This is a genomic window from Fibrella arboris, assembly GCF_041321095.1.
Lineage (GTDB): Bacteria > Bacteroidota > Bacteroidia > Cytophagales > Spirosomataceae > Fibrella > Fibrella arboris.
This window is the reverse complement of record NZ_JBGGWE010000021.1, coordinates 1-21457: the sequence shown is the minus strand read 5'-3', so window position 1 is coordinate 21457 and position 21457 is coordinate 1. Positions and strand designations below refer to the sequence as shown.

General features: G+C 53.4%; 17 protein-coding genes. 11 read left to right on the top strand and 6 right to left on the bottom strand.

Features of this window, described 5'->3' with window-relative positions; genetic code table 11:
* The first annotated feature begins 61 nt into the window (after positions 1–61).
* The 9 genes from ACAW75_RS24785 (at position 62) to ACAW75_RS24745 (ending at position 8688) form a co-directional block, all read left to right on the top strand.
* Positions 62–862, top strand: coding sequence for a transglutaminase-like domain-containing protein (locus ACAW75_RS24785; protein ID WP_370731479.1), 801 nt, complete (start codon positions 62–64; stop codon positions 860–862).
* Positions 843–1667, top strand: a complete 825-nt coding sequence (locus tag ACAW75_RS24780; protein ID WP_370731478.1) for an NAD(P)-binding domain-containing protein — start codon at positions 843–845, stop codon at positions 1665–1667. Before ACAW75_RS24785 ends, ACAW75_RS24780 begins: the two co-directional genes overlap by 20 nt.
* A 256-nt stretch (positions 1668–1923) precedes the next feature.
* Complete coding sequence (locus ACAW75_RS24775; protein ID WP_370731477.1) at positions 1924–2409, top strand: transposase; 486 nt, start codon at positions 1924–1926, stop codon at positions 2407–2409.
* 147 nt (positions 2410–2556) lie between these two features.
* Positions 2557–3363: an ion transporter gene (locus ACAW75_RS24770; RefSeq protein ID WP_370731476.1), complete on the top strand. Its 807-nt coding sequence runs from the start codon at positions 2557–2559 to the stop codon at positions 3361–3363.
* Between the two features lie 73 nt (positions 3364–3436).
* Positions 3437–4018 carry an RNA polymerase sigma factor gene (locus ACAW75_RS24765; RefSeq protein WP_370731475.1) on the top strand — a complete coding sequence of 194 codons (582 nt, stop codon included), beginning with the start codon at positions 3437–3439 and terminating at the stop codon, positions 4016–4018.
* Complete coding sequence (locus tag ACAW75_RS24760) at positions 4015–4350, top strand: hypothetical protein (protein ID WP_370731474.1); 336 nt, start codon at positions 4015–4017, stop codon at positions 4348–4350. Before ACAW75_RS24765 ends, ACAW75_RS24760 begins: the two co-directional genes overlap by 4 nt.
* Entirely contained in the window at positions 4343–4840 is a 498-nt protein-coding gene (locus ACAW75_RS24755; protein ID WP_370731473.1) for a Spy/CpxP family protein refolding chaperone, read from the top strand. The genes ACAW75_RS24760 and ACAW75_RS24755 overlap by 8 nt, the downstream gene beginning before the upstream one ends.
* 265 nt (positions 4841–5105) lie before the next feature.
* On the top strand, positions 5106–7988 hold the full coding sequence (locus tag ACAW75_RS24750) for a TonB-dependent receptor (RefSeq protein WP_370731472.1): 2883 nt from the start codon (positions 5106–5108) through the stop codon (positions 7986–7988).
* A gap of 280 nt (positions 7989–8268) precedes the next feature.
* Positions 8269–8688, top strand: a complete 420-nt coding sequence (locus tag ACAW75_RS24745) for a DUF1810 domain-containing protein (RefSeq protein ID WP_370731471.1) — start codon at positions 8269–8271, stop codon at positions 8686–8688.
* A gap of 136 nt (positions 8689–8824) precedes the next feature.
* Here ACAW75_RS24745 and ACAW75_RS24740 read toward each other — a convergent pair whose 3' ends face one another.
* The 4 genes from ACAW75_RS24740 to ACAW75_RS24725 form a co-directional block, all read right to left on the bottom strand.
* Positions 8825–9280 (bottom strand): type II toxin-antitoxin system VapC family toxin, encoded by a 456-nt coding sequence (locus ACAW75_RS24740; protein ID WP_370731470.1) that lies wholly within the window; start codon positions 9278–9280, stop codon positions 8825–8827.
* Positions 9280–10218, bottom strand: coding sequence for a hypothetical protein (locus ACAW75_RS24735; protein ID WP_370731469.1), 939 nt, complete (start codon positions 10216–10218; stop codon positions 9280–9282). The genes ACAW75_RS24740 and ACAW75_RS24735 overlap by 1 nt, the downstream gene beginning before the upstream one ends.
* A gap of 144 nt (positions 10219–10362) precedes the next feature.
* Positions 10363–11637 carry a M20/M25/M40 family metallo-hydrolase gene (locus ACAW75_RS24730; RefSeq protein WP_370731468.1) on the bottom strand — a complete coding sequence of 425 codons (1275 nt, stop codon included), beginning with the start codon at positions 11635–11637 and terminating at the stop codon, positions 10363–10365.
* A gap of 154 nt (positions 11638–11791) precedes the next feature.
* The gene (locus ACAW75_RS24725) at positions 11792–13129 is read right to left on the bottom strand and encodes a serine hydrolase domain-containing protein (RefSeq protein ID WP_370731467.1); all 1338 of its coding nucleotides are present in this window, start codon (positions 13127–13129) and stop codon (positions 11792–11794) included.
* A gap of 178 nt (positions 13130–13307) precedes the next feature.
* On the opposite strand from ACAW75_RS24725, the gene ACAW75_RS24720 reads away from it, so the two are divergent.
* Both ACAW75_RS24720 and ACAW75_RS24715 read left to right on the top strand, forming a co-directional pair.
* Positions 13308–15446: a M3 family metallopeptidase gene (locus ACAW75_RS24720; RefSeq protein ID WP_370731465.1), complete on the top strand. Its 2139-nt coding sequence runs from the start codon at positions 13308–13310 to the stop codon at positions 15444–15446.
* A 119-nt stretch (positions 15447–15565) separates the two neighbouring features.
* The gene (locus ACAW75_RS24715; RefSeq protein ID WP_370731464.1) at positions 15566–16354 is read left to right on the top strand and encodes a polysaccharide deacetylase family protein; all 789 of its coding nucleotides are present in this window, start codon (positions 15566–15568) and stop codon (positions 16352–16354) included.
* A gap of 106 nt (positions 16355–16460) precedes the next feature.
* Here the strand turns inward: ACAW75_RS24715 and ACAW75_RS24710 are convergent, their stop codons facing one another.
* Complete coding sequence (locus ACAW75_RS24710; protein ID WP_370731463.1) at positions 16461–20102, bottom strand: M1 family aminopeptidase; 3642 nt, start codon at positions 20100–20102, stop codon at positions 16461–16463.
* Between the two features lie 145 nt (positions 20103–20247).
* Positions 20248–21129: an ABC transporter ATP-binding protein gene (locus ACAW75_RS24705; RefSeq protein WP_370731462.1), complete on the bottom strand. Its 882-nt coding sequence runs from the start codon at positions 21127–21129 to the stop codon at positions 20248–20250.
* Positions 21130–21457 lie beyond the last annotated feature (328 nt).

Sequence of the window (21457 nt, the reverse complement as noted above, 5' to 3'; positions counted from 1 at the left end):
AAACTTGAAGCTTGAAGCTCAAAACTTGAAACCTGAAGCTTGAAACCTGAAACTCAAAAAAATGAAACTCACTGCCGGTTGTGAACTTCAATTCGATGTTCAGGACGACACCCCGCTGATGTTAATGCTTCGCCCACGATCTGGGGCTGGCCAATGGATTGTTAGCGAAACCTACGAGATGGAGCCAGAAGTGCCCGTCACCGAGTTTACAGACCTCTATGGCAATCTTTGCCAGCGACTCATTGCACCCACCGGCAAATTTCGCATACGTACTCAGGCAGTAGTGCAAACCGATGACGTCATTGCCACCGACCCAGGCGCTCCCCTGACGGTTGTGCAGGATCTACCCGACGATGTATTGCACTTTCTGCTACCCAGCCGCTATTGCCCATCCGATTACCTGGTGATCATCAATGAAGCGGTAAAGATCGTGGCTAACGCAGCACCCGGCTATGATCAGGCAGAAGCGATCCGAGCCTGGATCAACAAGAATATTCGCTACGAGTATGGCACCAGCGACTCAACCACTTCGGGCGCTGACACGCTCTACAACAAAGTGGGCGTCTGCCGAGACTTCACACACCTGGGCATTTCATTGTGTCGCAGCCTGAGCATTCCGGCCCGTATGGTGGTTGGCTATCTGCATGAGTTGAAACCCATGGATCTCCACGCCTGGTTCGAGGCGTATATAGGCGGTATCTGGTACACCTTCGACGCCACGCAGACCGAGCCGAAAGGCAATCGTATTACTGTAGCTTACGGTCGCGATGCTGCCGATGTGGCCTTTATGACGCAGTTTGGCCCAATGACCATGACCACTATGGAAGTATGGGTAAATGCCGATGAAACCGTTGCAGCTTAGTATCATCGGCCTTGGTTGGCTGGGGACACCGCTGGCTGAGCGTTTGCAAAAGGTAGGTATGTCGGTGCGGGGCAGTACCACTACGCCCGAGAAAGTACCCCAACTTCGCCATAAAGGTATCGACACGTACCTGCTTCAACTGGACCCAGCGCCGGCAGGTGACCTATCGGCTTTGCTTGCTGTCGATTATCTGGTCGTGAACGTACCGCCCAAAGCAGGGAAACAGGGCGATGCCTTCCACCCGGAACAGATGCGTCTGCTGGCCGATCAGGTGTGTTCCTCGCCTGTCAAACACATCCTGTATGTCAGTTCAACATCGGTTTACCCGGAACTGAACCGCGAGGTGATCGAGTCTGACGTGGTGACGCCTGACCAATCGACGGCACCTGCGCTGGTTGAAGCCGAACAAACCTGGCTGTCGCTGGCTAATGAACGGGCCATCACTATCGTGCGCTGCGCCGGGCTCATGGGTGGTCAGCGAATCCCCGGCAAGTACGTAGCTGGCCGAACTGTTGACAGTGGCAACGTACCTGTCAATTACCTGCACCAGACTGATGCTGTTGGTCTGATCGCCTCCGTTATTTCACAAGGGTTGGCAGGTACGTTCAATGCGGTGGCGCCGCAGCACCCCACCCGCGAAGCCATCTACCGAAAAAGCTGCGCCGATTTTGGGTACGCGTTGCCCACGTTCGTGGAGCCAGCGGAACCGGTTTCATTCAAAGCCATCAACGGCGACAAGCTAACCCAGGCAACCGGGTACGTCTTCACCTACCCCGATCCGCTGGCGTTTCCGTATAACGGGTAATTGGCGTGCATGCATGTATTGCTGACGCGCGCGTAGGGCGGAGGCGAGCCCCGCCCCTACAATCAACGCCGCGAACGTGGACCGTGAATATGTAGGGGCGGGGCTCGCCTCCGCCCTACGCGCGCGTCAGCAATACATCCACGCCCTACGCGCGCGTCAGCAATACATGCATGCACGCCCCACGCTCACGTCAGCAATACATGCATGCTACAGATCAGCCATTTATGAATAATATTGCTGTATAAACACAAACAGCATGTCAGGCAAACACCGACGGTCAATTCGGCTGGAGGGCTACGATTACTCGCGGGAAGGGTTATATTTTATCACGATCTGTACGCAGGACAGACGGCATTGGTTTGGCCATATTCTCGGTGAGACTATGCAGTTAAGCTCGTTTGGTCAAATTGCTTACGACCAATGGTTGCTGCTGCCCGAACGGTTTCCTGGCCTGGCTCTTGATGCGTATCAACTAATGCCAAATCATCTGCATGGCATTTTAGAGATTGTGCACCCCACTTCCCAGACGATGAACGACATAGTTTGTGCTTATAAATCGCTGGTGGCGTTGGCTTGCTTAGACTTATTCAAGGCGGAAAAGCCAGGCCTACGAATGGGAAAGCTTTGGCAACGTAATTATTACGAGCACATCATTCGCAGTGACCAATCGTACAAAAACATTGCCGATTACATCGTAAACAACCCCGCCAACTGGCCATCCGACAAATTTTACGATACGTAGGGGCGGGGCTCGCCCGGACGCGGGACCGCTCCGCCCCTACGTTCGCGTCAGCAATACACCAGCCCCCGCCCTACCCACGTCAGCAATCCCTACGACCATCCACACAAGATGCACCAGCCAACACCCGTCAGTCAATCCGCGTCAATTATGCGCTCGCCTGCTCTCATGACCCTTCGCCGTACAATCTACCGCGTCATAGAAACCTCAGCGGGTAAACGCCGGGGCCTTAGCCTTGTGTTCAACATTGTGTTGATCACCATCATTACACTGAATGCCATGGCTATTGTGCTGCATACGGTGCCAGCGTACAGCCAGAAATACGATCGACTGTTCTACGATTTCGAGCTCTTTTCGGTCATGTTCTTCACCGTTGAATACGCCCTTCGCGTGTGGATCTGCGTGGAGAATGACCGGTATAGCCATTGGTTCTACGGTCGGTTCAGGTACGTTCTGTCGGCATCGGCTATCATTGATCTGCTCGCTATTCTTCCCTTCTACGTTAGCCTGTTTGCGACGGATCTGGCCATCGTCCGAATTCTACGCCTGTTTCGAATCTTCCGGTTATTCCGTATATCCAAATATTCGCACGCGTACCGGATGATCCTGAACGTCATTCAAGATAAAAAAGAAGAACTGGTGCTGAGCCTGACCATGGTCATCTTCATGCTCATTATTATCTCCAGCGTCATGTATTACGTTGAACACACTGCCCAACCGCAGGCCTTTTCGAGCATTCCGGCTACGATGTGGTGGGGTATCAACGCCATGGCTACGGTTGGCTACGGTGATATTCACCCGATCACCCCGCTTGGCAAACTATTGGGGGGCATTTCAGCGATTCTGGGCATTGCGCTGTTTGCTTTACCAACCGGTATTCTGGTGTCGGGCTTCACTGAACACATCCGGTACCAGAAAGCCCCCCGCCGCTGCCCCCACTGCGGACAGGAATTGTAGGGAATGACATTTTTTCACCCTTCCCCCGCAAGTTTACCTTACTAATGGGCCCTAATGCTAAAAGAACGCTGATGTGCAGAACGAACAACCCGACGAAATAGCCCGGCTCGACCGCCTGCAACAAGGCGACGAATCGGCTTTTCGGTGGCTTGTCGAAACGTACCAGACGCGGGTCTTTCGCACAGCCCTTGCCATTGTGCCAACGCCCGAAGATGCTGAGGATGTGGCGCAGGAGGTGTTTATGGAGGTGTACAAGACCGTTGGGCGTTTTCGCGGCGAAGCCAGTCTGGCCACCTGGCTGTATCGACTGACGACCTCGCGGGCATTGAGAAAAGAACGTGACCGTAAACGCAAAAAACGATTCGCCTTTCTGACCAGCCTTTTTGGCGATGACGGACCCGAGCGATTTGACCCACCCGATTTTCAGACTCCAGAAACAGTGCTCCAAGCCAACGAACGTACCCAGCTCATTAACCAGGCCGTGCAGAAACTGGCCGAGTCGCAGAAGGTGGCCTTTACACTGCATTACCAGGAAGAACTATCGTACCAGGAAATTGCCGACGTGATGCAAACGTCGGTGTCGGCCGTAGAATCACTGTTGTTCCGGGCCCGACAAACGCTACGTAAACGACTAACACCGTACATCATACCATGAACGAATCAACGCAGGAACCGAACGAAGATCAGTGGGAAGCCGATTTTCAACGGTGGGGGAAACGCCCACAACCCGAGCTACGGCCCTTTTTTTACACCCGTTTGCAGGCCCGCCTGGCCAAATCCGTTGAGCAGACCGACTGGCTGCCGTGGTGGCTTCGCAAACCCGTTTATGCCTATTCGGCCCTGCTTCTGCTGGTGCTGCTGAACATAGGCGCTGCCTGGTGGACAACGACCCGTAGCCAGCCCACGCCTGACCAGATGGCAACCACAACCACCCATTCATTAGTCGACGATTACGACGTAGACCCGGTTATTTTAGCGTATGAATGAGCAGCGGCGCATCCGTTTTTTTCTGGGAATCATTGTGGCGCTGGTAGCCCTAAACATCGGATTGCTCACCTGGATCTGGGTACGTCCGGCAGCCACAGCAGAGCATCGGCGCAACCGGTCGTCTACGGCCGGTACGTTCCTGGCCGATACGCTCCAGTTTACTCAGGAGCAGCGCCAGCAACTGGCTGGCTGGCAGAAGGCTTATTTTCAACAGGTAGAACCACGTCGAAAAAGGCTAAAGCAAGCCAGAAAAGCCTATTTTCACTTGCTCGACTCGTCACTGACCGACACACACCGACGCGAACTGGTCACGGCTTTTCATCGGCAAGCCGCCGACATAGACCTGATTACGCTTACCCACTTCGACCGGGTAGCGGCTATCTGCACGCCTGAGCAACGTACACTCCTGAACAAACTCCTGGGCGAACTACCCAGCCGCGCCTTCCGTATGCCCCGCTCGAGGCGTGCGGCGGCCGATTCGGCGCGATGAGGTGTAGGTTGCTTCGCGCTCTAGGTAGGTTGTCGCTTGCCTGTGGCGAGTGACAACCTACCTAGAGCGCGAAGCAACCAACGTACCTGACCCAAAAAGAGGAACGCTCACACGAGTGTTCCTCTTTTTTTATACCCCACCGCAAGTTCCGTTCGGGTTCGGGGCCTAAGCCTGTGAAGGACACCAAACAAACTAGTCATGTTTGGTATTCATGCTTTATCCAACTCCCTTTTTATCAGGCGCTTTTCGCCTATCACTCAACGTTATGAACCTATCCCTGCCTCAACGATTCAGCCGATCAGCACTCGGTCTGCTGTTCATCTTACTGACTGTTACCGTCGGGTTTAGCCAGCAAACCGGCTCAATTAGTGGTAACATCACCGGTGCCAAAGGCGATACGCTGATTGGCGTTACCGTCCGGGCCAACAGCCTGACCGACAGCACGATTCGGCGCGGTATGGTAACCGGGCTCGACGGGCGTTTTCAGTTCGACAACCTACCTGCCGGTAGCTATAAGCTGATCGCCTCCTTCGTAGGCTACAACAACACCGAACAAACCGTACAGCTCGATTCGGGAGAGGTGAACGTACCTACGATCATTCTGCTGGAAACGGCCCGGCAACTGAACGAAGTCGTGATCAAAGGCAAAACACCCACCGCCGAGCAGAAGGGTGATACGCTTCAGTTCAACGCCAACGCCTTCAAAGTGAATCGCGACGCGCAGGCCGAAGACCTCATTAAGAAGATGCCCGGTGTGGATATGAGTGGCGGAGGCATAAAGGTGCAGGGCGAAACGGTGCAGGAAATCCTGGTGGATGGCAAGCCTTTCTTCGGCGATGACCCGACCATTGCCCTGCGGAATTTACCCGCCGAAGTGATCGACAAAATTGAGGTATTCGACCGGCAAAGCGACCAGTCGCAGTTTACGGGCGTGAACGACGGCAACACCATTAAAACCATCAACATTACCACCCGGCCCGACAAACGAAACGGACAGTTTGGGAAGGTGTATGGCGGTGTAGGAACAGCCGTCGCCGGCACCGATGCCACCTTTGCCGCTGGTGGAAGTGTAAACCTGTTCAAAGGCGACCGACGCATTTCGATTATCGGACAAAGCAATAACATCAACCAGCAGAATTTCGCGAGCCAGGATCTGTTGGGCGTACTGGGCGGCGGAGGCGGTGGTAATCAGCGTCAGGGTGGCGGTGGGCGAGGCGGGCGGGGAGGCGGTGGTGGCGCACCGGGCGGTGGTAACGGCGGCGGAGGTACCGACAATTTTCTGGTCGGTCAGCAGAGCGGCATTAACACGACCAATTCACTGGGTATCAACTACAGTGATTCGTGGGGCAAGAAAATGACCATCCGGGGTAGCTATTTCCTGAACCAGAGCAACAACCGGAATGAGCAATCACTGCTGCGGGAATATTACCAGAAAACCGGTGATTCGACCCAGACGTACCGCGAACAGACCGCCAACAACAGCACAAACCTTAATCACCGGCTGAACTTCCGGCTCGATTACACCATCAACAAGAACAACTCGATCTTGTTGACGCCCCGCCTGAGCTTTCAGACCAACGGATCTAACTCGCTGACAAACAGTGAAACCCGGCTTGGTAACAGCTTACTGAATCGATCAGACAACTCGTTTTCGTCCACTAATCAGGGATTATCCTTCAGCAACAACCTGCTGTTTCGCCATCGCTTCGAGAAACGGGGCCGTACGATGTCGCTAAATCTGGGTACGTCGGTCAACGATCGGAATGGGATGAGTACGCTGGCATCGGTCAATGAGTTTGTGGGCGTTGATACAACCACCCGGCAGCTCATTAACCAGCGGACCACCAACCTATCGAATAGCTACCAATTGTCGGCCAACCTGAATTACACGGAGCCGCTGGGTAAAGGTATGCTGCAGTTATCGTACAGCGCGGGGATCAACCACAGTAATTCTGACCGACTCACCTACAAACTCAATCCCGCCTCAGACCGCTACGATCTGCTCGATTCGCTGTTGAGTAACCGCTTCGACAATGACTACCTGACACAGCGGGCGGGTGTTGGTTATAACGTAAACTCGAAAAAAGTACGCCTGTCGGCTTCCGTCGACCTGCAACGAGCTGACCTACAGAGCGACCAGCTATTCCCCCGCACCGGCATGGTGAATCGCGCGTTTACGAACCTGCTGCCCACCGTCACGGCCGATTATCGCTTCACGGAAGATTTGCGGCTTCGGTTCACCTACCGCACCAACACGCAGGCACCGAGCATCAACCAGTTACAAAATGTGCTGAACAACACTAATCCACTCCTGCAAACCATCGGTAATCCCGATCTGCAGCAGAGTTACAGCCACAACATATCGGCCCGGTTTACCAAAACGGCGGTGCAAAAGGCCAGCAGTCTGGTAGCGCTTATCAGTGCCAATTACACGCAGGACCCTATCGGTTCGTCACTGTTCATTGCCGACAGCGCCATGCGGGTTCCGGGCGTTGTTTCATCGACAGGAGAAGGTATCTTTCTGCAAAAGGGCACTCAGCTAACTCGCCCGGTGAACACTGAGGATGCCGTGAATCTGCGGCTATTCGGTTCGTACGGCACACCGCTGACGTTCATGAAAAGCAACCTGAACCTGAACACCAGCCTGAATTACAGCAGTGCGCCGAGCCTGATCAACTACCAGGTGAACCGGGCCAACACCTACGCCATCAGCCAGGGTGTGGTACTCAGCAGTAACATCAGTGAAAAGATCGACTTCACGGTGTCGTACAACTACGCCTACAACCGGGCCATCAATACGCTGCAACCGAAGCTGAACAACTCGTTCAACACCCAAACCGCCGGAGCCAACGTGGTCTGGAATATCTGGAAAGGCATGGTGCTGCGCTCCGATATCAACTACCAGCAGTATGCGGGCTTGTCGGGCGGTTTCAATCAGACGTTCACGTTGTGGAACGCCAGTTTCGCGCAACGGCTGTTCAAGAACCAGAACGGCGAGCTGAAATTGTCGGTCTTCGACTTGCTGAATCAGAACAACAGCATCAGCCGGACGTTCTCGGAGACGTACCTGGAAGACAGCCGCTCGCTGGTGCTGAACCGCTATTTCATGATGACGTTTACGTACAATCTCCGCCAGTTCAGGTCGTAGGTTGTTACGTGATTACAGAAGTTGAACATGGAGAAGTGGCCAGTATAGCTGCATAGTCCCGCGAGGGGTGGTATGTCAATAGCCAGAGTCGGAACAGCCATCGACCGAGCCCCGTTAGGGGCGACATGTAATCGAGGTAGCGTTTTTAACATGTTGCCCCTAATGGGGCTGGTAGAGAATGGGTTGCCGTCTTTCCATTGCCATATTGCCCCTCGCGGGGCTATGCGAATGAAATTGCTAAGACAGTCAGTTATCCAACACTCACGTTACTTTATCAATCATGGAAGAAGCCACGAATCTGAATCGTTTTGTCGACGCGCAAGCCAGCAACTATACGCAGGCCCTGGCCGAGATCAGGAATGGACAGAAAAGAAGCCACTGGATGTGGTATGTTTTTCCGCAGATAGCTGGCCTGGGGTTCAGCCGTACAGCCGCTTTTTACGCCGTCAGCAATCTTCAGGAAGCAAGCGATTACCTAAACCACCCCGTCCTCGGCCCACGCCTTGTTGAGATTGCCACGGCCATGCTGAATGTGGAAGGAAAAACGGCCACGCAGATCCTGGGTTCGCCCGACGATGTAAAGCTGCGCTCCAGCATGACCCTGTTTAGTTTAGTACCTAATGCAGCCCCCATTTTCCAGGCCGTTCTAGACAAATATTACGGCGGGGTGCAGGACTCGAAAACGATGGACCTTTTATAGAAATCTCAATAGTATTATAGGGTAGCTTGTGATTGAAAGAAGCGCTCAATCAATAACTTTCACCAAAGATTGTAGAGTGGTTTTGAAACCGTATAGCTAAGTTATAATTTCTATTTTGCCTCTGAATAGATGCTACTTATGGAATGTAAAGTTGTACAGGAAGGTATACATCTTTAAGGTTTTCAAAGTCCCCGTCAGTAGTTACGAGTGTTGCTCCGATTAGTTGGGCGGTGGCAGCAATCCACAAATCGTTCTTCCCCATTTTCCGAGCAGATCTGCCTACCGGAAGTGAGCGAGCAGGTAATTGATTCTGCGAGTAACAGTCTATTTCAGCGTATGTATCAAATAGAATTTGGTCAGCAGCTGAAATATCAAGAAGAATAATCTGATTAAGTAAACGATTCAGTTTGTCAAGCCTGTTTTGTCCCCAACGATTACGGATTGCTAGAGCTATTAACTCACCTTTAGAAACAGCCGATACAAAAAGCATGGTGGTAGGATTTGTAAGTCCTAATTCAGCTTCAATCTGGTCATACAGCTTACCACCACGCAGGCAAATTAATAGTATGTTCGTGTCAAGTAAATAGCGCATCAATCTACCAATTGAGATAAGAGTTCATCAAGTGGTTCGTCACCGGGCCATTCACCAACGATGTCTGCTAGACGATTAATAGACTTTCCACCTTTCAATTGCAATTCTATTTGTTGGTTTAATAAATGACTATGTGGTGGTCGAACAAATAAAGCGTCAGTTTGACTTGCCTCCATGACTCGGCTAACTTCAATAAAAGAAAGATTTCCACCTGGTTTATAATGCCCTTTACCCGCTAAGGTCACTTGTCTACCCCAAAAACTGCTAATATGCTCAGGTTTTACGGTGTCCTTAAGCACCCCATTTACTACACCTTTTGCGGTTTCGACTCTAACGCGATAGTGATTGTATTTGAGTTCATCTAACCGTCCTGTAACCATCACTTCGCGCGATTCAGGAGTAAGGTCTTCTAGGGTACTTATGCGCTGGAAATCATCAGTATGTAGTACTAAATCAGGCACGGATCCCCGATTAGCAAACTGAATCGTTTCTGATTCATCTAGAAAGAGTTTACGAAAGTTTTTTAGATCAGTCAACAATGGTCTATCCAACCAATCATACGCATATCCAGGTAAGTCAGTGCGTACTGCTTCCCGAAACGCTTCCATAAATAATGAAACTGGAGTCAAGGTTGGTAAGGTTGCTAATATAGCTGGGTTAAACAAGTCCCCTTGAATCCCATTCATAGTCTCTCCAAATGGGTCACAGCGTACACGCAGTATAGTCGAATCCTGCTCTTGGATAGCCACCAACTGGATTTTTAGGGCACGTTGAAGCCTATTTGACATTTGCCCTTTACTACGACTAAAGCCATTCAAGCGGATTTGCAGAGCACCCCGAGCTATCGATTTGATACTATTCGCTAACTGAGTCAGTCGGTCAAACTCTATCGTCCCATTGTCCTCCTCTGCTCCGCTTAATCTGATGTCATATTCCATATCGGACAGTTTTATACGTGAGTTATGATAATAGAACAGAAAAACGACCACAATTACTCAAGACCCGGTGATAGTTATTGATATTCAGACATAATAATTTATTCTCTTATACTCAGCGCTTCAAAATGTATCCTTTCATACACCCTACCGCGTTATGCGGTATAGCAGTAACGCCGTGCGTTGGATGAGTAGCGGGTATTCCTTGAGGTTGATCGTTTCTTCGATGCTGTGCGCACCTTTGCCGGAGGCACCCAGCCCATCCAGGCAGGGTAGGTATTGCGCCACGAAGGATACGTCGCCCGCGCCGCGCGAACCAGGATCACCCGCCGCTACCGGACCTAAACCCATGTCGCGGCTTAGTTGATCGACCTGCTTGCGGAGGGCGTCGTTGGCGGCGGTGGGTTCCATAGACGGGATGCCGTCGGAGAAGGTGATGGTTGCTTTGGTCAGCGGCAGGCTCTTGTCGACAATCTCCCGCATTTTAGTACGAGCATTTTCTTTCTGGGCCTCGCCCAGGAAACGTAGATCCCCTTTTACGAGTGCCGATTCAGCAATGATGTTGGTTTTGCCGACGGTCTCAGCCTTCGCCGTTTTATCATCGTACCGCACACTCGAGCCGCCAACCATCAGACCGGGGTTGAAGGTCAGGTTAGGCTCCTGCCCCAGCGCCCGCCGGAATTCGGTCAGGATGCGGGACGCTTCGTAGATGGCACCGTAGCCCAGATCGCTGAAGATGCGCGATGAGTGACCGGTGCGGGCTTTTACGTTCAGCGTCCAGCTGCTCGATCCCCGCCGGCCGGTCGTGACATTGTGTAGTCCCTGAGCCGTTTCGAAGGCCAACGCCACATCGCAGCGTTTGGCCCGTTCAATGAAATCGCGCCGACTTTCCGGGCCGCCCGAGCTTTCTTCGTCGCCGGTGAAATAGACCGTGATCGAGGTATCATCGAGCAGGCCCTGCGTGTGCAGGGCTTTCAGCGCAGCCATCACCAGCACGTCGCCGCCTTTGATGTCGTTCACGCCCTGACCCGACGCGGTTGAATCGTTCTCGCGTTTGAACGGCTCCATCGGCAGGCTTTTTTCAAAAACGGTGTCTAGGTGGCCGATCAGGAAGAGTTTCTTACCGCGTTTTCCCTGCCGTGTCGCCACCAGGTGCCCGGCGCGGTTGAGCGAGTCGGGTAACGTCACCCAGTCGGTTTTGAAACCGAGCTTCTCGAATTCGTCGGCCATTAGTTTGCCCACCGTTCTGACGCCTTCTTTATTGAGCGTCCCGCTGTTGATGTTCACGACCTTTTCCAGAAAGGCTTCCGTTTCGGATTGCTGTTTCCGCACGGTGGCTAGAATGGCCTTCTCCGCAGTCGATAAGGTTTGCGCAAAAGCGCTGGAACTGAGCAAGAAAATAAGAAGGATAGCTTGTTTCATAGTGGACTTTATAGTGGTTGTGTTTGATCTTTTTTTGTCATCCCGACGCAAGGAGGGATCGTGGCGTTCTTGTCAAAAGTGCCAGTCGCTATTAGAGGTAACGCCACGATTCCTCCTTGCGTCGGGATGACAAAAAAAGCTTCGGAATGACGAATCAACGATTTGAAATAGTGGCTAAAATGGATTTCACGAACGCCGATCGGTTGAAATCGGCCTCGTTTGGCGTGCAGCCGAGGCGAACAATGACCAGTTGTTTCGACGGGATGATGGTGACCGACTGCCCTTCGAAGCCCAGCGCCATGAAGGCGTCCGGCGGAAAGGATTTGTCGGCATGATCGATCCAGAACTGAGCAGCGTATAGTCCACCCGAGTGCGGCGTCTCGGTGGATGAGTATTTGACCCAGCCTTCGGGCAATAGCCGTTCGCCCTGCCAGACGCCATCCTGCAAATACAGCTGGCCGAACGTGGCCCAATCGCGGGCAGTAGCGTACATGAACGACGATCCCACATACGTACCTGATGCGTCGGGTTCAAGCACGGCGCTGGTCATGCCAATTTTTTGAAACAAGCGCTGATGCGGAAACGCCCGATATTCGGCCAGATTGCCAAACTGTCGCCGCATCACTTCCTGCAAAATATTAGTCGTTCCGCTCGAATACGACCACACGGCGTTTGGCGCGGCAGCGACTTTACTGTTGATGGCATACGCGCCGGCCCCCTTAGCCCGGAAAAGCATGTAGGTAGCGTCGCCGGGTTTGGCGTAGTTTTCTTCGAAGGCCAATCCGCTACTCATCCGAAGCAAGTCGTCGAGGGTAATTTTCTGGCGCTCATCAGCCTTCCATTCGTCGATGGGCGCGGGCTGGCGGATGTCGAGCTTGCCGTCTTTCACCAGCATCCCGACCATCGCGTTGGTCACACTTTTCGTCATCGACCAGCCCAGCAGCGGCGTTTGGGCCGACAAGCCGGAAGCATACTTCTCGGCGATGAACTCCCCTTTATAAACGACCACTACAGCTCGCGTCCGGATAGGGTGCGCGGGATCTTTTTCAGCGAAAGCGGCCTCAATAGCCTGTTGAAGCGCGGGCTGATCGACTTCAGAAAACAGTGATTTGGGAAGCCGCGACGGCTCATCTGCCCCGCTTTTTAGGGGGATGCCCGGTTGCTGCCGCAGTTCCTCTGCGGTGGTTTCGTTGAGCAGCGTGCAGCCAAGCCCTTCACGGAAGATGGCCGTCACACGAGCCAGTCCGTACACCGTTGCGCTCACGGTTTTGGCGGTTCGGTCTACCGCTGTAGTGGCAAACGGAACGGCGTATAAATCCTGCGCCCGGATGCTGGCACTGTCCCGTTTCGAGACAAACTCGCAAGAACAAACGGTTTTAGCCGCATACGACGAACCGATGTAAGCGTAGTTCAAGCCAAAGTTCAGGCCATAGGCCAGTGCGGCCAGCAGGACAAACAAAATGCTGTAACCAATTATCTTTTTCCAAGACATGACAATGCGGGTGGGTTTAGAAAGGCATATTAGCGAAAAACGGCGGCAGAATTGCATGGGGGGGGGTACGTTGCGCAGGGATGCTTCGCGCTGTAGGTACGTTACCACGATGTAAGTGCGCCTTTATCAGGCCTCGAATGAATATCTTTGTTACTGACCTTCATCTTTCCGATATCCCATGAAAGCTACCCTTGCTTTCCTCGCGTCAACTGTGCTTCTGACTGCCTTCGCCCCAATGGCTGAACCGCCTACGCCCAACCCGTTTTTCAGTCCGTACAACACACCGTTTGGTGTGCCGGCCTTCGACAAAATCAAGCCTGAGCATTTTGAGCCGGCCATGGAGGAAGGCATGAAGCAGCAGGACGCCGAGATTGCCGCCATCGTGGCCAAAACCGGAGCGCCCACCTTCGCCAACACCATCGAAGCACTGGAGGCAAGCGGCGATCTACTGCGCCGGGTAAACACAGTCTTTGCCAACCTGAATAGCGCCAACACTAACGATGAACTCCAGAAAATTGCCCAGACAGTAGCACCCAAACTCTCAAAACATAGCGATGATATTTCGCTGAACCCGGCCCTGTTTGCGCGGGTAAAGGCCGTGTACGAGCAGCGAAGCAAGCTAAAGCTGACGGGTGATCAACAACGGCTGCTCGAAAAAACGTACAAAGATTTTGTGCGCGGAGGCGCAGGGCTTTCTGCCGAGAAACAGGATCGTTTACGGAAGATCAACGGCGAACTGTCGTTGTTGACGCTCAAATTCGGGCAGAACCTACTGGCCGAAAACAACGCCTATACGCTGGTGATCGACAAGGCCGACGATCTGAGTGGCCTGCCTGCTTCGATCGTTGCTGCTGCTGCCGATGAAGCGAAGAAACGTACTCAGCCGGGCAAGTGGCTCTTTACGCTGCAAAACCCGAGCATCATGCCGTTTTTGCAGTATGCCGACAACCGGGCCCTGCGCGAGAAAATATACCGGGCGTATCTGGAGCGGGGCAACCACAACGACGCCCGCGACAATAAGGCTATCATGGCCAGTATGGTAGCCCTGCGGGCCGAGCGGGCACAATTGCTGGGTTACGATAACCATGCCGCCTACATTCTGGAAGAAAGTATGGCCAAAACACCGGCCAAAGTCAATGAGCTGCTAAATCAGCTATGGACGGCTACGGTGCCCGTCGCCCGAAAAGAAGCCGACGAGCTACAGGCCCTGATGAACCGGGACGGCAAGAATGAGAAACTGGCCGGTTGGGACTGGCGCTATTATGCCGAGAAGCTGCGCAAAGAAAAGTTTGCCCTCGATGAGCAGGAACTCCGCCCCTATTTTTCGCTCGACAACGTGCGCGAGGGCATTTTCATGCTGACCAACAAGCTGTATGGCCTGCGCTTCGAGCGCCGCACCGACCTGCCCGTCTACCATGAAGACGCCATTGCGTACGAAGTGAAAGAGAGTGACGGCCGCCATATCGGCATTATCTACATGGATTTCTTCCCCCGCGCCAGCAAACGAGGTGGCGCCTGGATGACCAGCTACCGGCGGCAGGAAGTAGAAAACGGCAAGAAAATAACACCCGTCGTATCGATCGTCTGCAACTTCTCGAAGCCCACCGGCGATACGCCCGCCCTACTGAGCCTCGACGAAACCCGCACCTTTTTCCACGAGTTTGGTCACGCGCTGCATGGCCTGCTCTCCAACGTGACCTACGGTAGCCAGTCGGGTACGTCTGTTCCCCGCGATTTCGTAGAGTTGCCATCGCAGATCATGGAAAACTGGTCGCAGGAGGCGCAGATGATGAAATTGTATGCCAAGCATTACAAAACGGGTCAGGTCATTCCTGATGCGCTGATTGAGAAGATCGAGAAAAGCAGACTGTTCAATCAGGGATTTGCGACCAGCGAGTACCTGGCCGCTTCCCAACTCGACATGGCGTACCACACGCTCAAACCCGGCCAGACGCCGGGACTGAAAGACCCCGCCGAGGTATTGACGTTTGAGAAGCAGGCGATGGACAAGATCGGCCTGATCGACCAGATTCCACCGCGTTACCGGAGCACGTATTTCCAGCACGTATTCGCCGGTGGGTACTCAGCGGGGTACTACAGCTACATCTGGTCAGCGGTACTCGATGCGGATGCGTTTGAGGTGTTCAAACAGAAAGGCTTATTCGATCAGAAATCGGCGCAATCGTTCCGGAAAAACGTACTGGAACGCGGTGGCACCGACGAGCCGATGACGCTCTACCGCAACTTCCGCGGTGCCGAACCGGATATCAAACCGCTGCTTCGCCGCAGGGGACTACTAACGCAGAAGCCTTCGTAGGTTGGTATTTATGCTCCGTGCAGTAGTGTGTTGCTGTCGCGTAGTCGAAGGGCCACGCGACAGCAACACACTACTGCACGGAGCATAAAAAATAAAAAAGCTCTCCTTAAACCGCCGGTATGAAACATTATTTCTTACCCATCGTCCTTTCCCTTTTCACCACGTCACTCTTCGCGCAAAACCCCGCCTGGAAAGGTAAAAAGTGTGCGGTGGCACTGACCTACGACGATGGCTTGCAGGTTCACCTCGATAATGTAGTGCCCGCTTTGGATTCGCTGGGGTTCAAAGGCACATTCTACCTGTCGGGTAGTTTTCCGGGTGTTACAGCACGTGTTGCCGACTGGAAAAAAGCCGCTACGCATGGGCACGAATTGGCGAATCATACGCTGTTTCACCCCTGCACTGGCGGCCCCGGCCGTGAGTGGGTAAGCGCTAACCGCGACCTGCGGACCTATACCGTACCTCGTATTGTGGATGAGATTCGGATGACCAATACGTTCCTGGAAGCCCTCGACGGCAAAAAGCAGCGCACCTTCGCCTATCCCTGTGGCGACCGAACCGTTGCTGGCGAGAATTACTACGAAAAAGTAACCGGCGATTTTGTTGCCGCCCGAGGTACCACCAGCGAGATGAAGCAACCAACGGCAATCGACCTGGGCAATGTAGGGGCTTATGGTATCAACGGACAATCGGGTGAAGAGATGATTGCCCTGGTGAAGCAGGCCATGGCGACCAATTCAGTACTGGTTTTTCTGTTTCATGGCGTGGGCGGTGAACATAACCTGAACGTAGCCCTGCCGGAACACCGTAAACTGCTCCAATTCCTGAAACAGCACGAAAACGAAATCTGGATCGCTCCATTTATCGACGTGGCACAATCTGTTAAGCCAAAAAACGGTGGCAAATAAATAGCTATGTTCACGTACTCGCGAAGCGTGTTGGCTTCGCGAGTACGTGAACAAAAAATGGTGCTTAGGTTGATTATCCATAGCCCCCCAAACACCACTTTCTCCATTACAGTCCCGTAATCTTCTTCAAATTATCGGCCGGAATCCGGTCGGCGAGGTAGCTGAGGGGGTCGACACCTGCTTCGTAAGGCGCTTCCTTCACCACGAAGGAATACGTACCTGTTTTGGCTTTCATCCGGGTACGTTGCATGGCCAACAGTTTGCCGATTTTCTTACCGTCGGCTGGTTTGCCATACACACCAACGTCGATGAGGTCGTTAAGGGGAAGCGGTGTTTCCCGACCCAGCGAGTCGGCCAGGAGCTTGGCCGTTTGTACCGTTACCGACACATCATACTGGCCATCTTTACGCTTCCTGGCGCTGACGGCCGTGGCCCGATTGTCGTAAATCGTAATGTGCTCAAACAGGTCATGGATCGTCGATTTTAAGGAGTCAGGCGTATTGGCCCGCAGGCGATCAACCAGTTCGTAGGCGGTTGGATACGGTGGCTGCCGGTACGCAAAGGCCGATGTAAGGGCATGCAGGGCGTTGTTCACGGCCTTCTCGCCAATGAATTCTTTCATGTTGAACATGACCAGACTGCCCTTGTTGTAATGTACATACCCCTGATTTTCCACCTTTTCGAGCGGTACTTCTTTCTCCGATTCACTGCCCCGCGCCCCCAGATACCGGTCACTCTCATACCCCAGGAAGCGTTTCATCCGGTCGCGCCCATATCGTTGCTGCATCACCATCAGGGCCGAATATTGCGCCAACGTTTCCGACAGCAGCGTAGCTCCCTGCATGTCGGCCCCAACTACCTGATGCGCCCACCACTGGTGACCCATCTCGTGCGCTACCACATATTTCACCATGTCAATGTCCGTTTCAGGGTCAATCTTCGAGATAAACCCGATACTTTCTGAATAGGGCATCGTACCCGGAAAAGCCTGCGCAAAGCTGGCATAGCGCGGAAACTCGACGATACGCGCCTGCTTATGGCGATACGGACCAAAATTCGCCGTGTAATAAGCCAGCGCTCCCTTGATCGACTCGCTCATGTTTTTTACGTTATAGGGGTGTTTTTTGTCGTAATACACCTCTACATCAATCCCGTTCCACTTGCTGCGATTCACCTCGAACCGAGCCGAGATGAACGAATAGAAATTCAGCGATTCATGGTCAAGGGCATAGGTGAAGTATTTACGTGGGCGGCCCTGTGCATCGTTACCGGTCCACTCTTTTCGCAAGGAACCAGGGGCTACCGCCATCTGATCGGGCGCCGTGCTGATCGTGGTGCGCACATTCACCCAGTCAGAACTAGTACCGATATACGTGTTCATGCAGGCTTCGGTGCAGTTACGCTCGAGTTTAGGCATCCGGGCCCGCTCAGGCAGGTCATATTCCTTACGGTCGTTCCTGCTCCCTAACTCTCCATCTTTCTGATAACCAATCTGTGGCGAAATATCGATGTTATTGAAAAAAGACCCGTTCTGGTTCACCTGCTGAACAAACTCGACTTCATTCTCAACGCCTCTTGCTTCGCGATGGGCCGTCCAGGTTAGTAGCAGCGAATCACCGGGAGCCATTGGGCGAGCCAGTTTGTAAATCGTGTATTGCAGTATAGAGTCGTTCAGCACCCGCCTGGCACCAGCAATAGTCATGGTGTAGTTCAGTCGGTTTGGCAGTAACACATGCAATGAATCGATGGCAGAACCAGTTTTGTTGGTCAGTACGTATCGACCACGTACCTGAATGGCCCGCTCTTCAGGATACAGGTCGATGCTGTAGGTTACGTCGGTGATGCGGGGTTGCGGCCGATGCTCGAATTTCTTGTACGTTTTCTCATACGCCACCTGCCGCTTTTCCTGCACTTTGCTCGTCACAAAGGGATTAACAATAAAGGTGTTATAAGCCAGAAAACTGCCTACGATCAGCCAGCCAACCATTAGCCCGATGGTAACGCGCCGGTTCAGGCCATTGAACTGCCGGCTGGCCAGTTGCCAGCGGTTGGCCCAGGCGGTGTCTTTACCACGTACCCAGAACAATACAGCCACAACGCCCAACAAGGCGGTAAACAGCGACCAGTACATACGAAACCACACCAGCGAGGCCACATACGGCCCCCATCCGTTCATGTCGGAGTAGGTGTAATCGGGCGTTGCGTTGAACTGGACCAGATTACTCTGCACGTCGAGTGGCCCCCAGATATAGCCGTTAGTGATCAGAACCACGACCACGGCAAAGAAAGCCACGTACTTGTTGTTCACCAGCGTGTGCATCAGCATCGATAGCACGATGATCGGTATCAGCCGCGACAGGCCGATAAGGAAGAATTCGACCACATACTGCCTGAGGTCATAGACCGTGTAGCCCATCAGCGTCTGCGCCAGTATACCTGCCCCAACGCATACAACCTGAATCAGCGCTACCACGCCGATCATGGCCAGTAGTTTTCCCACAAATACCGACCAGTTCCGGTGGGGCATCGAGTCATAGATCTGAGCCAGATCGGCATCGCGTTCCTTCCAGATCAGGTCGCCGGAATAGAAGATGATGATGGCAAACAGGAAAATCCCCATCGTGCCCTGAATCGTCTGAATGACGTTGTACGTGACCGGATACGAATACAGCCCGTAAAAATCATCGGCAAAACGTAGCGAAAAGCCCATGTTGAGCAGTCCCGCCAGCAGAATGACGATAAACGCTACTCCCCGGATGGTACCATTGAAATCGGTTCTAGCCACGCGGAATAGCTGCGCTACCTGTGCCCCTGTGCCCGTCTGGCGCTGTACACGAGGCAGCGGCTGAGCAGTCCCGAATACGGCAACACCAGCCGCATCCGTAGGGAGCGCGTCTGTTTTTCGCCTGCGGCTGAACCAGCGGCCACCGCTTACCCGTTCGGCAAACGAAAAACGCAGGTAGGTGATACCCAGCCAGAGCAGCCCGATACCAAACCAGATAGCCCGGTTGATGCCCATATAGCCATCGAGAAGGCCGACCGACCGCGTATTCTTATCGGCAACCGTCCAATATTTGGTGGCTAGTTCAAACGGGCCGAAGCCCAGCGCATCGAAGTAGGCGACCAACGTTTCATTGTCCAGATCGCCCAGCAGGTTACCAGCTACGGCCTGCGCCACCAGCAATAATACCGCCCCCACAAACGCCACCACCGTTGACCGGCTTAGGGCGGCGAGCATAAAAATGAACGCCCCCGAAATGAAGGTGTTCCCCATGGCGAACGTCAGAAACGCATTGACGTGTGCCGACCAGACCACCGGCCCGTATCGCTCAGCCTCCACAGTCCCGGTAGCCTGCCCGATCAACGTACCCAGCAGTATACCGATAGAGATGCCAAAGAAGGGAATCAGCGCCACGACGTAAGACCCCAGAAACCGCCCCGCCAGGTAATCGACCTTCCGAATCGGTGACGAAAAAACGAGTTGATGGCTGTTATAGGTAAAGTCACGAAGTGCCGCATTTTGCACAAACGCGGTGGTCATCAGCAGCGCAAAGATGGTCCAGACGCCGTACTGATTTTGAATCACGTAGGGCGCATTCTTGAAGATATTACCAAACGATCCGCCAATACTAAGGTCATCAGATGCGGCCGCCCAGGCAAACATGACCGTATTGACGAGCATAAATATCCAGACCATCGGCTGCCTGAGCCAATACCGGATTTCGAAGGTGAAGAGGTGGGAAAACATAGAGGGGAACGCAGATTGGACGGGTTTAGCGGGTCGGCACGGATTTCTTACCTGATGGGTATACACAGGTGGCTGGTCAACGAGGCCGGCACCGCTTCAGAACAATAATAGACACAGCAATCGGTCTTGATCGGTACTACCGGCGTTATCCGCGTACCATTGGCGACGAGATGGCCGAAAAGAAGACATCTTCCAGGTCTGGTTCGGCGGCGGTGAAGCCGTCGCCGGGGTCAACATCGCTCAGGATGTGGATGAGGGGTTTGCCAGCCACGAGTTTGCTGGAGATCAGCGTGTGGGTTTGCTGATAAGTGGGCAGCTCGGCCTTGCTGATTGATTTGGCCCAGATCTGGCCCGACAGGCGGGCAACCGCTGCTGTGGGGGTGCCGCCATAGAGCACGCGACCCTGGTGAATGATGGCCATGTTGTTGCAGAGTTCCATCACGTCCTGCACAATATGGGTAGACAGAATCACGACAACGTTCTCGCCGATTTCGGATAACAGGTTGTAGAACCGATTACGCTCTCCGGGGTCAAGGCCGGCGGTAGGTTCATCCACGATAATCAGTTGAGGATCGCCAATCAGCGCCTGGGCAATGCCAAAGCGTTGTTTCATACCACCCGAGTAGCTACTCACCGCCTTTTTGCGGTGCTCGTATAAGTTGACCCGGTTCAATAAGGCGTCAACCAGTTGCGTCCGCTCGCGGCCATTGATCACGCCTTTCAGCAAGGCAAAATGATCGAGCAATTCCGAGGCCGACACGCGTGGATAAACGCCAAACTCCTGTGGCAAATAGCCCAGCGTACGGCGAACAGCTTCTTTTTGATTCAGCACGTCAAGGTCGCCAAGCATAGCCGTGCCGCTGTCAGCATCCTGCAAGGTGGCCAGCGTACGCATGAGCGTGCTTTTACCAGCCCCGTTCTGCCCCAGCAGTCCATACATCCCCGTCGGAATGGTCAGCGAAACAGCATCGAGGGCACGTACCCCATTTTTATACGTTTTAGATAGGTTGTCAATAACAAGCTGCATAGACAAGTTAGGCGTAAGGAGGTGGCGATTAGTGATCTATGTCGTAATCTACAGATTCACCACGTACCTGATGCTATTTCTGGGCTATCGGTTGTAATTGGGGATGAAGGGGGAGCAAGTTTCAAGTGCGCGGCGGCCGCCGCGCAGTTTCAGGTTTCAGTGGATCACCAGTTACCAGCAAGGCCTGCCAGCGGAGCCCTCGAAAAGCTGTTTGCGTCGGCCAACTCGTCGCGTAGCGACCTAATGTCTATAGAACGTTGAGTTGCCTGAGTCTCCTTCCGTCGCGTAGCGACCTAACAATTCAGCGTGGTCAGGTCGCTACGCGACG

Coding starts and splice junctions, on each gene's coding strand:
- ACAW75_RS24710 (WP_370731463.1), bottom strand. CDS start 20,102: ATGTTTTCCCACCTCTTCACCTTCGAAATCCGGTATTGGCTCAGGCAG.
- ACAW75_RS24755 (WP_370731473.1), top strand. CDS start 4,343: ATGAATGAGCAGCGGCGCATCCGTTTTTTTCTGGGAATCATTGTGGCG.
- ACAW75_RS24785 (WP_370731479.1), top strand. CDS start 62: ATGAAACTCACTGCCGGTTGTGAACTTCAATTCGATGTTCAGGACGAC.
- ACAW75_RS24770 (WP_370731476.1), top strand. CDS start 2,557: ATGCGCTCGCCTGCTCTCATGACCCTTCGCCGTACAATCTACCGCGTC.
- ACAW75_RS24760 (WP_370731474.1), top strand. CDS start 4,015: ATGAACGAATCAACGCAGGAACCGAACGAAGATCAGTGGGAAGCCGAT.
- ACAW75_RS24705 (WP_370731462.1), bottom strand. CDS start 21,129: ATGCAGCTTGTTATTGACAACCTATCTAAAACGTATAAAAATGGGGTA.
- ACAW75_RS24730 (WP_370731468.1), bottom strand. CDS start 11,637: ATGAAACAAGCTATCCTTCTTATTTTCTTGCTCAGTTCCAGCGCTTTT.
- ACAW75_RS24780 (WP_370731478.1), top strand. CDS start 843: ATGAAACCGTTGCAGCTTAGTATCATCGGCCTTGGTTGGCTGGGGACA.
- ACAW75_RS24775 (WP_370731477.1), top strand. CDS start 1,924: ATGTCAGGCAAACACCGACGGTCAATTCGGCTGGAGGGCTACGATTAC.
- ACAW75_RS24745 (WP_370731471.1), top strand. CDS start 8,269: ATGGAAGAAGCCACGAATCTGAATCGTTTTGTCGACGCGCAAGCCAGC.
- ACAW75_RS24720 (WP_370731465.1), top strand. CDS start 13,308: ATGAAAGCTACCCTTGCTTTCCTCGCGTCAACTGTGCTTCTGACTGCC.
- ACAW75_RS24750 (WP_370731472.1), top strand. CDS start 5,106: ATGAACCTATCCCTGCCTCAACGATTCAGCCGATCAGCACTCGGTCTG.
- ACAW75_RS24740 (WP_370731470.1), bottom strand. CDS start 9,280: ATGCGCTATTTACTTGACACGAACATACTATTAATTTGCCTGCGTGGT.
- ACAW75_RS24715 (WP_370731464.1), top strand. CDS start 15,566: ATGAAACATTATTTCTTACCCATCGTCCTTTCCCTTTTCACCACGTCA.
- ACAW75_RS24735 (WP_370731469.1), bottom strand. CDS start 10,218: ATGGAATATGACATCAGATTAAGCGGAGCAGAGGAGGACAATGGGACG.
- ACAW75_RS24725 (WP_370731467.1), bottom strand. CDS start 13,129: ATGTCTTGGAAAAAGATAATTGGTTACAGCATTTTGTTTGTCCTGCTG.